Source organism: Pseudonocardia bannensis (assembly GCF_012911875.1).
In the GTDB taxonomy this organism is placed as follows: Bacteria; Actinomycetota; Actinomycetes; order Mycobacteriales; family Pseudonocardiaceae; genus Pseudonocardia; species Pseudonocardia bannensis.
On sequence record NZ_JAAXKZ010000067.1, the window covers coordinates 18,393 to 31,431 of the forward strand.

Annotated in this window: 15 protein-coding genes; 6 read left to right on the forward strand and 9 right to left on the reverse strand. The window is 72.3% G+C overall.

Going from position 1 to position 13,039, the window contains the following annotated elements; genetic code table 11:
* Positions 1-13: 13 nt before the first annotated feature.
* The 3 genes from HF519_RS17865 to HF519_RS31505 all read left to right on the forward strand — a co-directional run bounded on the left by HF519_RS17865 (position 14) and on the right by HF519_RS31505 (position 3,043).
* Entirely contained in the window at positions 14-748 is a 735-nt protein-coding gene (locus HF519_RS17865) for an SDR family NAD(P)-dependent oxidoreductase (protein WP_169414106.1), read from the forward strand.
* Positions 745-1,893 (forward strand): S-adenosylmethionine:tRNA ribosyltransferase-isomerase, encoded by a 1,149-nt coding sequence (locus HF519_RS17870; protein WP_169414107.1) that lies wholly within the window; start codon positions 745-747, stop codon positions 1,891-1,893. Before HF519_RS17865 ends, HF519_RS17870 begins: the two co-directional genes overlap by 4 nt.
* A 301-nt stretch (positions 1,894-2,194) precedes the next feature.
* Positions 2,195-3,043 (forward strand): transglycosylase SLT domain-containing protein, encoded by an 849-nt coding sequence (locus tag HF519_RS31505; protein ID WP_169414108.1) that lies wholly within the window; start codon positions 2,195-2,197, stop codon positions 3,041-3,043.
* On the opposite strand, the gene HF519_RS17880 is transcribed toward HF519_RS31505, so the two are convergent.
* Complete coding sequence (locus HF519_RS17880; RefSeq protein WP_169414109.1) at positions 3,037-3,999, reverse strand: hypothetical protein; 963 nt, start codon at positions 3,997-3,999, stop codon at positions 3,037-3,039. The genes HF519_RS31505 and HF519_RS17880 overlap by 7 nt on opposite strands.
* A gap of 510 nt (positions 4,000-4,509) precedes the next feature.
* Between HF519_RS17880 and HF519_RS17885 the strand changes: the two genes are divergently transcribed.
* Positions 4,510-6,549 carry an acyltransferase family protein gene (locus HF519_RS17885; RefSeq protein ID WP_169414110.1) on the forward strand — a complete coding sequence of 680 codons (2,040 nt, stop codon included), beginning with the start codon at positions 4,510-4,512 and terminating at the stop codon, positions 6,547-6,549.
* 58 nt (positions 6,550-6,607) lie between these two features.
* Here the strand turns inward: HF519_RS17885 and HF519_RS17890 are convergent, their stop codons facing one another.
* The 4 genes from HF519_RS17890 to HF519_RS17905 form a co-directional block, all read right to left on the reverse strand.
* Positions 6,608-8,116 (reverse strand): cation:proton antiporter, encoded by a 1,509-nt coding sequence (locus tag HF519_RS17890; RefSeq protein ID WP_169414111.1) that lies wholly within the window; start codon positions 8,114-8,116, stop codon positions 6,608-6,610.
* 115 nt (positions 8,117-8,231) lie between these two features.
* Entirely contained in the window at positions 8,232-8,588 is a 357-nt protein-coding gene (locus HF519_RS17895; protein WP_169414112.1) for a hypothetical protein, read from the reverse strand.
* An 86-nt stretch (positions 8,589-8,674) separates the two neighbouring features.
* Positions 8,675-8,902, reverse strand: a complete 228-nt coding sequence (locus HF519_RS17900; RefSeq protein ID WP_169414113.1) for an RNA-binding S4 domain-containing protein — start codon at positions 8,900-8,902, stop codon at positions 8,675-8,677.
* Positions 8,903-8,923: 21 nt separating this feature from the next.
* On the reverse strand, positions 8,924-9,658 hold the full coding sequence (locus tag HF519_RS17905; protein WP_169414114.1) for an AfsR/SARP family transcriptional regulator: 735 nt from the start codon (positions 9,656-9,658) through the stop codon (positions 8,924-8,926).
* Positions 9,659-9,768: 110 nt separating this feature from the next.
* Between HF519_RS17905 and HF519_RS17910 the strand changes: the two genes are divergently transcribed.
* Together HF519_RS17910 and HF519_RS17915 are read left to right on the forward strand one after the other, a co-directional pair.
* Positions 9,769-9,930 carry a DUF1059 domain-containing protein gene (locus HF519_RS17910; protein WP_169414115.1) on the forward strand — a complete coding sequence of 54 codons (162 nt, stop codon included), beginning with the start codon at positions 9,769-9,771 and terminating at the stop codon, positions 9,928-9,930.
* A 381-nt stretch (positions 9,931-10,311) separates the two neighbouring features.
* Entirely contained in the window at positions 10,312-11,463 is a 1,152-nt protein-coding gene (locus tag HF519_RS17915) for a glutathione-independent formaldehyde dehydrogenase (RefSeq protein ID WP_169414116.1), read from the forward strand.
* Here HF519_RS17915 and HF519_RS33325 read toward each other — a convergent pair.
* The 4 genes from HF519_RS33325 to HF519_RS31515 all read right to left on the reverse strand — a co-directional run.
* Complete coding sequence (locus HF519_RS33325; protein ID WP_369009255.1) at positions 11,438-11,716, reverse strand: Rieske 2Fe-2S domain-containing protein; 279 nt, start codon at positions 11,714-11,716, stop codon at positions 11,438-11,440. The two genes, HF519_RS17915 and HF519_RS33325, sit on opposite strands and share 26 nt — an antisense overlap.
* 336 nt (positions 11,717-12,052) lie before the next feature.
* Positions 12,053-12,352, reverse strand: coding sequence for a ferritin-like domain-containing protein (locus HF519_RS30485; RefSeq protein WP_211170186.1), 300 nt, complete (start codon positions 12,350-12,352; stop codon positions 12,053-12,055).
* Positions 12,349-12,570: a ferritin family protein gene (locus HF519_RS30490; RefSeq protein ID WP_211170187.1), complete on the reverse strand. Its 222-nt coding sequence runs from the start codon at positions 12,568-12,570 to the stop codon at positions 12,349-12,351. The genes HF519_RS30485 and HF519_RS30490 overlap by 4 nt, the downstream gene beginning before the upstream one ends.
* A gap of 177 nt (positions 12,571-12,747) precedes the next feature.
* On the reverse strand, positions 12,748-13,039 hold a 292-nt coding region (locus tag HF519_RS31515; RefSeq protein WP_246244373.1), incomplete at its 5' end, for a putative antibiotic biosynthesis monooxygenase.

Sequence of the window (13,039 nt, forward strand, 5' to 3'; positions counted from 1 at the left end):
CGATCGTAGGTGCATGAACGTCGCACTCGTCACCGGAGCCGCCCAGGGCTTCGGCCTCGCCCTGACCGCCGGTCTCACCGGCCGCGGCTGGACCGTCGTCGTGGACTCCCGCGACGCGGGCCGGCTGCGGGCCGCCGCTGCCGCCCTGCCCCGGGCCGACCTCGTCGTCGCCGTGCCCGGCGACGTCACCGACCCCGCCCACCGTGCGGAGCTCGCCGCCGCCGCCGGCCGGGCCGGTGGGCTCGATCTGCTGGTGCACAACGCGAGCGAGCTCGGGCCCAGCCCGCTGCCCACCCTGGCCGAGCACCCGCTGGACGCGCTGCGAGCGGTGTTCGAGACCAACCTGTTCGCCCCCGTCGCACTCACCCAGCTCGCCCTCCCGCTGCTGCGGGCCGCGGCCGCACCCACCGTGGTCACGATCAGCTCGGACGCGGCCGTCGAGGCCTATCCCGGCTGGGGTGGCTACGGCTCCAGCAAGGCGGCTCTGGACCGGGTCGCGGCGGTGCTCGGGGCCGAGCAGACGGCGGCCGTCGAGGGGACGGCCGCCGTCCCGGCCCGGGTCTACGCCTTCGATCCCGGTGACATGCGCACCGCGATGCACCAGCGCGCCTTCCCCGGCGAGGACATCTCCGACCGGCCGGAACCGGAGACGGTCGCGCCGGCCCTGCTCCGGCTGCTCGACGAGCGCCCACCCGGCGGCCGCTACCGGGCGGCCGACCTCGCGGCGCCGGCCGGGACCGCCTGGTGACCACCTCCGCCCGGGCCACGGCAACGACCCGGTTCGCCCTGCCCGCCGAGCTGTCGGCCACCGAGCCGATCGAGGCCCGTGGCCTCGCCCGTGACGAGGTCCGGCTGCTGGTCGCCCGAACCGGCCGGCCGATCCGGCACCGCCGCTTCCGCGACCTGCCGGCCGCGCTGGCCCGCGGCGACCTCGTCGTGGTCAACACCTCGCCGACGGCCCCGGCCGCGGTCGACGGCCTCCGCTCGCCGGACGCGCCGTGGACGCCGGCGGGGCACGGCCGGCCCGCAGTCAGGTCCACGACGGCGCGCGGCGGACGGTCGGTCGTCGTGCACGTGTCCGGGCCGGTACCTGCGGGCGCCGCCGGCGAACTCGTCGTCGAGCTGCGCTCGCCGGCGGGCGGCCGGTTGCTCGACGGCGTGGCCGGCGAGCGGATCACGCTGCCCGGCGGGGTGACCGCGACCTTGCTGGCGGGGCATCCGGACCCGGCCGTGCGCACGGGCAGCCGGCTGTGGCGGGCCCTGATGGCCGTCCCCGGCGGGCCGGCGCGCTGGCTCGATCAGGTCGGCCGACCGATCAGCTACTCATATCTGCGCGGGCGCCGGCCGATCGAGGCCTATCAGACGGTGTTCGCCGAGCCCGCGCGCCACGGCGAGCTACCCAGCGCCGAGATGCCCAGTGCGGGACGCCCGTTCACCCGCGCGGTGCTCCACGGGCTCGCCGCACGGGGCGTCGGCGTCGCCGAGGTCGTGCTGCACACCGGGGTGTCCTCGCTCGAGGCCGACGAGACGCCGTTGCCCGAGCGCTACCGGGTGCCCGCCGCCACCGTGGAGACGGTCAACGCCACGCGCGCCCGCGCGGGCCGGATCATCGCCGTCGGCACCACGGTGGCGCGGGCCCTGGAGACGGTGGCCGGCCCTGACGGCGTCGTGCGGGCCGGGGCCGGCTGGACCGATGTCGTTCTCGGACCGGGCCGCCCGGTACGTGTGGTCGACGGAATCATCACCGGCTGGCACGAGCCGGCAGCCTCGCACCTGCTGCTGCTCGAGGCCGTCGCCGGACCGGATCTGGTGGGCCGGGCCTACGCCGCGGCTCTGCGGGAGCGCTACCTCTGGCACGAGTTCGGCGACTCCTGCCTGCTGCTGCGGCGCTGACCTGCGGTGGGCCCGGCACCCACCGGCTGTTTGCAGCGCGAACGACCACCGGTCGCAGATGGTGACCGCTCGTCGACGACGCGGCGGCACCGAACGGCCTGGCGCGACCAGGTGAACGGCCCCCGAGCAGCGACGACACGCCGTGCGAGCGGTTGTGGCCGTTCATTCACCTTCCGTAATGTCCAGCCGCAGTCGTCACGATTCGATCACGAGCGGGCATCGAGCCGGACTCCCCGACCGGCTCACCGGACCCCCGACCGGCCGCCCGCCCGCGGGTCGTCAGATCGCGGAAGGACAGGTCTTGGCAGGTCACCGCTCCCCCGGCGGCAGACGTGTGCCCACGGTCCCGGCCCCCCACCGGACCGCTGCCCGGCACCAGGCTGCCGCCCGACCAACGCTCGACGGTCCCTCGACGCGCCGCACCATCGCGCACACCACCGCGGCCGTCGGTGCCGCCTTCGGCGCCGTCGCCACCGGCACGTTCGCCGTCGTGGTGCCTACCCCGCTGGACGGCACCGCAACCACCGCCGACGCGGCCGAGGAAATCGGCCCCGCAGCACTCGCCGCCAACGCCACGACGCTCACCCCCGCCCAGGAGGCAACCGGCTCCTTGGGTGGCGGCCCGCTGTCCCCGGTGGCCTTCATCATCGACAGCGCCGGGCAGACGGACGACCCGGCCGCCCAGGACGCCGACATCGCGTCGCTGGACAAGGCGGGCCGGCTGGCCGACGAGCTTGCCGAGATGCACGCCCAGGCCGCCCGCGAGCAGGCCGAGCGGGAGCGGCTCGATGCGATCATCGCGCGGGGCGGCGTGGACGGCTGGATCACCGAGGCACTGCGGATCATGGAACTGCCGCAGTCGCTGGCCCCGGGCATCAAGAGGATCATCATGGCCGAGTCCGGCGGCAACCCCCGGGCCATCAACAACTGGGACTCCAACGCCCGGCGCGGCACCCCGTCACAGGGCCTGATGCAGACGATCCCGTCGACGTTCCGGGCCTACGTGCACCCCGATCTCGCCGGCCGCCCGATCACCGACCCGGTCGCCAACATCACCGCCGGGGTCCGCTACATGATCGCCAACTACGGCATGGAGACCGTCGTGGCCGGTGGGCGGAGCAACAGCGCGGGCAGCTACATCGGTTACTGAGCGGGCCGCTCGGCGCGTCCGGGCGCCGTCCGAACGGAGTCCGGCGGCCGCCGCATGACCCGGAGCAGGTTCCGCACCCCCTCGATCGCGGCGTCGATCCCGGAGTCCCGGATCCGCGCACCGCTCGACCGGCCCGTCACCCCGACCGCGACCATTGTGCGGTCCGTGCTCGGCGCCGCGAACTGCAGCTCACGGCGGCCGGGCGGCGAGATCGGGACGCGTCCCTCCGAGCGGTGATCGAACGGCTCGGACGTGAGGTCCGGGCCGGGCAGGTTCGCGGTCAGCACGGACACCACGTCTCGGTAGAAGAACTCCTGCGTCTGCTCCCCGCGGCGCTTACCGGTGATCAGGTCCTGCTCACAGCGGAAGACGGCCACGTGGTACTCGGTCGGGCAGATGACCGTGACCTCCTGGGCGGCGAACCGCCAGACCCCGTCCGAGCCGATCGCCGAACGCGTCGTGACCATCGGAGTCACAACGATCAGCGGCCGGTAGTCGCGCTCGCCGTTCCGGTGCGGGCGGTGTTCCAGGTCCGCGATCGGGTTCCAGGTCGTGCCGGTGGCGACGATGTCGGCGGGCCGCAGGCCGAGCACGGTGAGCGCACGGTTCTCGATGTCGAGCAGATGCCCGGCGAGCGCAGCATCCACCTCCCGGTCCGTCGGCCGCGGCAACGCCTCGTCGAGGTGCCGCCGGTAGTCGGCTCGCATCGTGGCCGCCTGCACCGAGACGATCAGGCCGAGAATCCCGAGCACCGCGGCGACCACGGGTTCGATCTGCAGCAGCGTGATCACGGCACCGAGCAGCAGGACGTCCGACGTCGCGGCGGCGGCGCGGCACAGCATGAGGCCGCGCAGGTCCGGCGGCCTGCGGAAGTACCGTCCGATCCAGCCCCGCGTCCCGGCGAGTTCCTGGGGGCTGTGACGTGGGAGGGGCACCGGCCAGAGCCACAGCAACACGAACGCACCTCGTCTCGGCCCCGCGCCCCCGTACCGCGATGGTCGCGCCGGCCGGCGGAGGTATGTCGGGATGGACCTCGGCCGGAGGGCGATGATCGTTTCCCCGGCGGCCGGACGGCCCCCGGATTTCAACCCTTCGGCCCAGTTCGGCACGAACCGGGTACGCGCAACTTCTGATGCCCAGCGTCTCTACCGCCGGGGTCGTGGACCGGTGAGCACATCGATCCTCCCCGGTGGGCCCGCCGCGTGGGACGAGCCCGTTCCGCCCGGTCGCCGGCGGCGCGATGCACGAAGCGCTGCCGGAACGCGCCCGGTTCGATACGGTCGATCCCGACGCCCGTTCGTCCGGCGCGGGCTGGCCTGGTGGACGTGCCGCATGCCGACTCCGGTCGGTCACGCAGCGCAGCCCCTGGCCGAACGGTCGGTGATCGGACGATGTCATCATGAGGTGGGGCCACGCGGTACGCCCCACCGACCGTGCCGATCACGTAGCGAAGGACCGAAGGCCGGATGACCCAGGTTCCACCCGAGGTGTCCGGTCCGGCTACCACGCACGTACGCACCACGACCTCGTCCCTGCGCGGGTTCCGCCCGGAGCTGCAGGGCCTGCGGGCGCTGGCCGTCCTGCTTGTCGTCGTCTACCACGTGTGGTTCAACCGTGTGTCCGGTGGCGTCGACGTCTTCTTCCTGATCTCCGGCTTCCTGATCACCGGGCAACTGCTGCGCGCCGCCCAGCGCGGTCCGATCCCCTTCCGGGCGAACTGGGGCCGGCAGATCGCCCGGCTGTTCCCCGCGGCGATGGTCGTGCTCCTCGCGACCGCGATCGCCGGCATGTTCCTGCTGCCCGAGGCGCGGTGGCTGCAGACCGTCCGTGAACTCGTCGCCTCGGTCTTCTTCATGGAGAACTGGCGTCTCGCCGCGGACGCGATCGACTACGCGGCCCAGCACAACACCGCGAGCGTGGTCCAGCACTTCTGGTCGCTGTCGATCCAGGTGCAGTTCTACATCGTGTGGCCGCTGCTCGTGGCCCTCGTGGCGCTGGTCGCCCGGGACGCACGCGAGCGGCTTCGCGCGTACCTCACCCTGACCCTCGTCGGCGTCTTCCTCGCCTCGCTGTCGTTCTCGGTCTCCCTGACCATCACCGATCAGCCGCTCGCCTACTTCCACTCGCTGACCCGGGTCTGGGAGTTCGCCCTCGGCGGTCTGCTCGCGCTGGGCATCGACTCCATCGTGCTGTCCCGCCGGGTGCGGATCTGGCTGGGCTGGATCGGCCTGGTCGGCCTCCTGTCCTGCGGGATGCTGCTGCAGGTCGACCGGATCTTCCCGGGGTATGCCGCGTTGTGGCCGACAGTGTCGGCCGGTCTGGTCATCCTGGCCGGCGCGACCGGTAGCCGGGCCGGCGTGGACCGTTTCCTCAGCACCCGCACGATGAGCTACCTCGGCGACATCAGCTACGCGCTCTACCTGTGGCACTGGCCGGTGCTGCTGTTCGTCCTCGCCACCGGACGCCAGGAGAGCGTGGGACCGGCCGAGGGCGCCGCGATCATCGCGTTCTCCCTGGTCCTGGCCGCGCTGACGCACCACCTCATCGAGGAGCCGATCCGCCGGACGTCCAGGAGGACGCGTGGGCAGTACCGGTTGGGCGCGTTCACGGTGTCCGTCGTGCTGCTCGTTGCGGGCGTCTGGCAGTTCACCGCCGTGCAGCGGGCCAACCAGCAGGTGGCCATGGGCGTGTACGACCATCCCGGTGCGCTCGCCCGCCTGGAAGGTTTCCAGTACCGGGGCCGGTCCGATGTCCAGCCGCTGCCGCCGATGGTGACCGTGGCCGAGGACTGGGCCGACTTGGGGCAGCCGGACTGCGCGCGGCCGCCCCGGTTCCCGGCGCTGGAGGTGTGCACCCAGCGCGTCGAGGAGCCCAGCAGGCGGATCGTGCTCGTCGGCGACTCCCATGTCCAGCAGTACATCGCCGCCCTGACGCCCGTCGCGGCCGAGCGGGGCTGGGAGCTGATCTCGATCCTGCGCGGGGCCTGCCCCTTCTCCACCGTCTCCGAGGTCGTGCCCGAGGACCAGGAGTGCGTCGACTGGAACGCCGCCGCCGCCGAGGAGATCGCCGAACTCCGGCCGGACGCCGTCTTCACGTTGGCCACCCGCGACGTGCGGGTGGGGCAGACCGAGCAGACCCCCCCGGGGTTCGTGCAGCAGTGGTGGCGGATGAACGAGCTGGGCATTCCGGTGCTCGCCGTCCGGGACAACCCGCGGTTCGACTACTCCCCGCCGGACTGCCTGCAGGAACACGGCCGGGGCGCCCCCGAGTGCGGTGTGGAGCGGGACGCCGTCTACGCAGCGGTCGCGCCGTTCGAGCAGATCCCGGACGTGCCCCCGAACGTCACGTTCCTCGACTTCTCCGAGTACATCTGCGAGGACCGGTTCTGCCCGGCCGAGATCGGCAACGTGCTCGTCTACATGGACTTCAACCATCTGTCGGCGACCTACATGGCGTCGATGGCGCCGATCGTCGAGCAGCGCATCGACGCCGCGCTGGGCTGGTGAGCGCGGCTGCCGAGCAGGCCACAGCGCCCACGGGTCGGCCCTGCCGAGCAGGCAGGCCTCACTCGCCCGAGTCGCCCCGCCAGGTCGCCATCCGGCCGCTGCGGTGCAGCGCGCGGATCCGGCGTTCGGTGGCCACCCGCTGCTCCGGGACGGCGAAGACCAGCAGCCCGTCGCCGTGGCGCAGCCGGGTGGAGGGCTGCGGGGTGAACGTCGCGCCGTCGCGGACGAGAAGTCCGAGGGTGGCACCGGTCGGCAACCGGAGCTCCGACACGTACACCCCGTGCAGCTTCGACCCCTCGCACACCTGGACCTGCAGCAGATCGGTACCGATCCGGTGGAGCGAGGCGTGCCCCGCATCCATCGGTACCTCCCCCGCGGACCGATCGACCGCGGCAGCGGGGAACAACCGGGCCGGGAGCAGCCTGGCGAGCCGCTCGGAGTTGGCCACCGCGAACGGTCCGACCAGTGCCAGCAGGAGCACGTATCCGGCGGTGAACGTACCGATCCGCGGGTCCAGCCCGGCGCTCAGCGCGAGTGCGGCGAGGATCAGGGAGAACTCCCCGCGGGTGAGCACCGTCAGCCCGATGTTCGCCGCACCCACACGGTCGAAGCCGTGCAGCCGGGCCGCGATCGCACCCGCGGTCAGCGCGAGCACCACCGTGAGCAGTGCGGCGAGTCCGATCTGGGGGGCCACCCCGAGGAGATTTTCGACCTGGATGCTGAGCCCGAAGTGGAAGAAGAAGACCGCCCCGAACGCGTCGCGCAGCGGGTGGGTCAGCGTGCGCAGCCGGCCGGCCTTGACGCTGGTGCCCAGGATCAGCCCGATCATGAAGGCGCCGATCGCATCGGACACCCCGAGGAGCTCGGCGAGACCTGCCGTCGTGATCGCGAGCCCCACGAACACCACGACCACGATCTCCTCGTCCTTCGTGTCCACCAGCCGGCTGACGAGCCGGGCCCCGAAGCGCGCGATCAGCGCCAGCGCCAGCAGGAAGGCGAACGCTGTCGCGGTGCCGAGGATCGCGTCCAGCGGTCCGGACGCACCACCGAGAACCGGTTGGAGCAGCGCGAGGTAGAGCGCCAGGAAGAGGTCCTCGAGCACGACGATCCCGAGGATCACCCGTGTCTCGGGGTTGCCCAGCCTGCGCAGCTCCACCAGAAGCTTGGTGACGATCGCCGAGGACGAGATGCCGACGACGCCGGCGATCACGAACGCCTCGGCGGTGCCCCATCCCAGGGCGAAGCCGAATCCCAGCCCGCCCCCGATGTTGAGCAGGAGATAGACCCCGGCCGCGCCCACGAGCCGCTTGCCTCCGGAGGTGAGCTGATCGAGGGAGAACTCCAGGCCGAGGTAGAACAGCAGGAAGATCAGCCCGAGCCGGGCGAGGAGCTCCAGCTCGCTCGCGTCGCCGACCAGCGCGATCCCGGGCGTGTTCGGCCCGAAGAGGATGCCGGCGATCATGAAGAGGGGGATGGTCGGCAATCCGATCCTTACCCCGGCGCGGGCCATCAGGCCACACACGAGGAAGACCGCCCCGAGGGCGACCAGGGCTTCGGCGATGTGCACGCGGGATTCCTCGAACGCCGGGCAGGCCGGGCCCGTCCGCCACGTTGCGACCCGGGTCGGCCTCGCGGATCGGGCGCGGCCCGCACGGCTGTCACATCGTGCGGGTTCACGCAGGTCAGCGGGCGACGACCTCGGGTGGGGCACGGCTACGCTGCGCGCCTGGATGACCGGCGTCGACGCCGCCCGGGACCGGCCCGGGACGGACGAGGACGGTGACCGGCTCAGGCGTTCCGATCTCGTCGGGAGTCGTCGCCGGCAGCTGCAGGATCTTCGCCGGACCGATCGGCCCGGCAAGGACCGTCCGGACGGCGTCGCCGCCGTTCGGCGCCATCCCGGTGACGCTGACTGTCGGCGACGCCGCCGGGGCGGGATGTGCGGCCGCGGCCGACGGTCCGGCCAGCAGCGCGACGAGCACCAGGAGCGGGACGAGGAGCACCGCGGCCGGCACTCGTCCCGGCGAGGACGTCCGCATCTCCACCTCCCGCCGGGCGACGAGGATTCATGGACCGGTCCGGCGGAACCGGACCGGTCGGGTCATCGTAAGGCGCCCGGACCGCCTCAGTGGAGAATCGGACGGGCGCACTGCTCCCCCACGGCCACGACGTCACCGGGACGTAGCTGCGCGCCGCGTCGTGTCTCGAGCCGGCCGTTGAGCATGACCTGCTCGGTCTCGAGCAACTCGCGCGCGTGTCCCCCGTCCTCGGCGATCCCGGCCAGCTTGAGGAACTGTCCGAGCCGGATCGGCTCCTCGGCGATCTCGATGTCTCGAATGGGGGCCTTCGGCATGGGCCCATCATCCCCGGCCGCTCACAGCAGGCTCGCGTGCACCGCGCGGCTCGTCGGGCTCGGCGCCGCACCGAGGTCCTCACGCAGCACGCAGCACAGCCGTTCGTAGACCTCGAGGGCCGCGCCCCGGTCACCGCGCTGGGCCAGCGCGCGCATCAGCAGGCAGTAGCCGGTCTCGGACAGCGGGTCCAGCCTCACCAGAGCGCGGGCGCTCCGCTCGGCGCCGGCGAGCTCCGTCGGACCCAGTTGCAGGCAGGCCTCGGCGTAGCAGGCGAGCGCACGCCGGTGGGGGTGCGCCAGCTCCTGCCGGCGCTCCTGCACCCAGGGGTCGTCGAAGTCGGACAGGAACCGGCGTTGCGTGACGAAGAGCGCGCTCAGCGCCTGCGTCCAGGCCCGCCGCCAGTCGTGCAGCGCGGTCGCGGCCTCGGCGTCGTGGAGCGCGGCTTCGGCCACGGCGGCGTCGATGATCGACCCGGGTGGGAGCACGAGCTGCAGGCTGCCCCGGCCGCGGATCTCGGCGGGCGCCAGCGCCGCCCGCACCTTGGACAGCAGCGCCGTGAACGTGGCCGTGGCCCGGCTGTCCGGTACGGCCGGGCGCCACAGCAGGTCGATCAGGACCGCGCGCTCCAGCGCCGAACGCGGTGAGTCCGCGAGCAGGGCGACGAGCATCCGGCCCCGTCGGCCGGGTAGGTCCTGCTCGACCGGTCGCCCGTCGACGGCCACCGCGAACCGGCCGTGCAGCTGGATCCTCACCACGATGGGAGATTGCAGGATTCCGACAAGGTCGGTGTCAATACTCCGTCCTGCCGGCGCGGAGGACGCCTCCGCCCGGACCGGTGGATCCGGGCGTCGACAAGGAGGTTGCGGTGAACCAGGTGACGTGCGAGTGCGGCTTCGCGGTACGCGCGGCTCAGGAGAGCGAGGTGGTGGACCAGGTGCTCGCGCACGTGAAGGCCGACCATCCCGATCTGGTCGGCAGCGTGACCCCGGGCGTCGTCCGCGGTTGGATCGAACTGGTCCCGGACTGACGCGGGCCTCCCGGATCCGGCCGGGGCGCAGGCCGCGCTGCGGGCCCGGTCCCCGTCGGGACCGGGCCCGTGGCGGTCATCAGACCGGGCCGAGTGGGGCCTGCGGGTGTGGATCTCTCCCGGTCGGACCGGTCGGCCGTGCGCCGACCGGTCCGCTCCGCTTCCGGACCGCCCCGTATGCAGGGTCGGTTTCCCCACGCCGGATTCCGTCTGCGAGGGCGAGTCGCCGGGCGCCCGGAGTTCGGGAGCATCGGCTTCCCGGCACGCGTCGCCATGACGTGCTCCAGCCGGGTGCCCGCCGATGCTCCACCGTTCGGTCACCGAGCGGTCCGGCACGGGCGGGCGCGTCCACTTGGAACCCGACCGTTAGGACCCAGCTCCATGAAGGCAGTCGTCTACCACGGGCCGCGCGACGTCCGCGTCGAGGACGTCCCCGACCCGAAGATCGAGAAGCCGACCGACGCGATCGTCCGCATCACCAGCACGAACATCTGCGGGTCGGACCTGCACATGTACGAGGGCCGCACCGACTTCGAACCGGGCCGGGTCTTCGGCCACGAGAACGTCGGCGAGGTGGTCGAGGTCGGCAACGCCGTGGAGAAGGTCAAGGTCGGGGACATGATCTCCGCGCCGTTCAACGTCAGCTGCGGCCACTGTTCGAACTGCGAGCGCGGGCTGACCAACTACTGCGAGCGGGCCAACAGTCCGGGCATCGCCGGCGCCGCCTACGGCTTCGCGGACATGGGGCCGTGGCAGGGCGGCCAGGCCGAGTACCTCAGGGTCCCGTGGGCCGACTTCGACGCCCTGCGCCTGCCCGAGGACGCCCGGGAGCGGCAGAACGACTACGTGATGCTCTCCGACATCTTCCCCACCGGATGGCACGCCACCGAGATGGCCGGCCTGAGCCCCGGCGAGACCTGCGTGATCTACGGTGGCGGGCCGGTCGGGCTCATGGCGGCGCTCTCGGCGACGCTGAAGAGCGCGTCGCAGGTCTTCGTCGTCGACCGGCATCCCGACCGGCTCAAGCTGGCCGAGGAGATCGGCGCCATCCCGATCGACCGTTCGCAGGGCGACCCCGTCCAGCAGGTCAAGGACCGGACCAACGGCATCGGCGCCGACTGCGGCTGCGAGTGCGTCGGCTACCAGGCCCACGACCAGGAGGGCAACGAGGACAACTCGGCCACGCTGAACGCCCTGGTGCAGTCGGTGAAGTTCACCGGCCGGATCGGGACCGTCGGGGTCTTCATCCCGCAGGATCCGGGGGCCCCCAACGACCTCGCCAAGCAGGGCAAGGCGGCCTTCGACGTGGGCTGGCACTGGTTCAAGGGCCAGTCGATGGGCCACGGGCAGTGCCCGGTCAAGCGGTACAACCGGTACCTGCGCAGCCTGATCCACGAGGGCAAGTGCAAGCCCTCCTGGATCGTGTCCCACGAGCTGCCGCTCGAGCAGGCGGCCGAGGGCTACAAGAACTTCGACGCCCGCGAGCGGGGCTGGACGAAGGTGGTCCTCAAGCCGCAGATGAAGGCGGCCTGACCTCGCCGCGTCGCCGGTGAACGGCGGGACGGGCCCGGCCTCCCGAGGGCCGGGCCCGTCCCGCATCCGAATGGGAGACCCCGCAGCGGTTCACCGGGGCGCAACGTCGCGACCGCGGGAAGACCCGCCGCGGATAGCGGTTCTCCCCCGTGCGCCCGTCGTAGGTGTAGTGGTGGTGCGGGCAGTCCACCTCGTCGCCGTAGACGCCTCCCCCGTCCATCGGCAGGTCCTGGTGGGGGCAGATCGGGTCCACGCGATCGGGTCGCCGTCCCCGGTCCGGCCCGCGAGGACATCCCGGCCGGCGCCCTGCACGCGGCGGAGCACGCGGGCCACGTCAGCGCTCGGCGCGGCCCGGTGCCACTCCACGACCGGCGTCCGAGGAGACCCTCTCGGTGAGGGCGGCGACGGCCTCCTCACGGGAGGCCCCGGTCCGACCCCGGCGACCCGCTTCGCCACCAGCGCCAGGGCCGTCCAGCTGCCGTCTCACGACTCCTGCAGCCGCACCGTCCAGTCGCGGCCGGCCGCGTGCAGGCTGGTCCAGCTCACGCGCCGCCGGCCGGCGCGTTCGTCGGAGCAGTCCCGCGACCGGTCAGCCACGGCCCACGTCCGCCGTCATGAAGCGCCCGACGTACGGCGAATGCCCCGGGGCTCCACGACGGAAGTGCCCTGACGGGCTCTTGCCGAGGAACTCCGAGAACCACGACTCGTGCTCCACCTCCTCGTTGAGGATGGCGAGCGCCAGTTCGTAGGTGCGGTGGTCCTTGTCGGCGGTGTAGTCGCAGATGTCGGTGTAGGTCCGGATCGCGCAGCGCTCGGCCTCCACGAGGACGGTCAGCAGGTCCCGGGTCGGCTGGCCCACCATGTCCGGGTAGTTGCCCATCTCGGTCATCCTCGAACCCGCCGCTCACCGGCCGCGCCGTCCAGACTGTCCGGCAGGTAGGCGTCCGGGCAGCCGGCCTGGTCGGCGAAGACGCGGACGTCGTCGGGCAGCCGCCCGCCGAGCTCGTAGATCCGGGGGACCAGCGCCTCGAAATGGTTGCGGTTCTCGATGCGGGCGTCCTCGATGATCTCCTTCATCCCCTCGCCCTCGAGCCCGATCGAGTTCACCCGCAAGATCGTTTAGTAGGAGAACGTGGTGAACTCGGCCCCGCGCGACTCGGCCCATGGCACACCCTCCATGGTGGTTCTGGCATCGGGTGTTCTGCGGGAGAAGCCCGATTCCTGGGTAGTACGGAGGGCCGGACGCCACCAGGGTCCGAAGTACTCCGCGCGCGGGCACGCCGGTCAGGCAGCCGGTCGGAACAACCAACGGCGGAACAATCGGGTGACCGCCGGCATCACGACGTACATCATCAGGGTCAGGATGATCAGTGGGAACAGCGCCGCCTTCGCCCAGATCGGCCAGTCGGCCACCTGCGGGACGACGAACGCCTGGAACGCCAGCACGAGCGGGTACGCCGCGATCAGAGACAGGATCCACTGCTTCCACCGTGGGGGCGGCTTGATCGTCTCCTCGGCGTGCGACGGGACGTAGAACCACGTCTCCAAGCCGGTCCGCTGCTGCACCGCCGTCCGG

What these genes read in the sequence shown, in the direction of transcription:
- HF519_RS17915 (WP_169414116.1), top strand. Translation starts at nt 10,312, where the DNA reads ATGAAGGCAGTCGTCTACCACGGGCCGCGCGACGTCCGCGTCGAGGAC.
- HF519_RS17900 (WP_169414113.1), bottom strand. Translation starts at nt 8,902, where the DNA reads ATGCCGAAGGCCCCCATTCGAGACATCGAGATCGCCGAGGAGCCGATC.
- HF519_RS17865 (WP_169414106.1), top strand. Translation starts at nt 14, where the DNA reads ATGAACGTCGCACTCGTCACCGGAGCCGCCCAGGGCTTCGGCCTCGCC.
- HF519_RS30485 (WP_211170186.1), bottom strand. Translation starts at nt 12,352, where the DNA reads ATGACCGAGATGGGCAACTACCCGGACATGGTGGGCCAGCCGACCCGG.
- HF519_RS17895 (WP_169414112.1), bottom strand. Translation starts at nt 8,588, where the DNA reads ATGCGGACGTCCTCGCCGGGACGAGTGCCGGCCGCGGTGCTCCTCGTC.
- HF519_RS17885 (WP_169414110.1), top strand. Translation starts at nt 4,510, where the DNA reads ATGACCCAGGTTCCACCCGAGGTGTCCGGTCCGGCTACCACGCACGTA.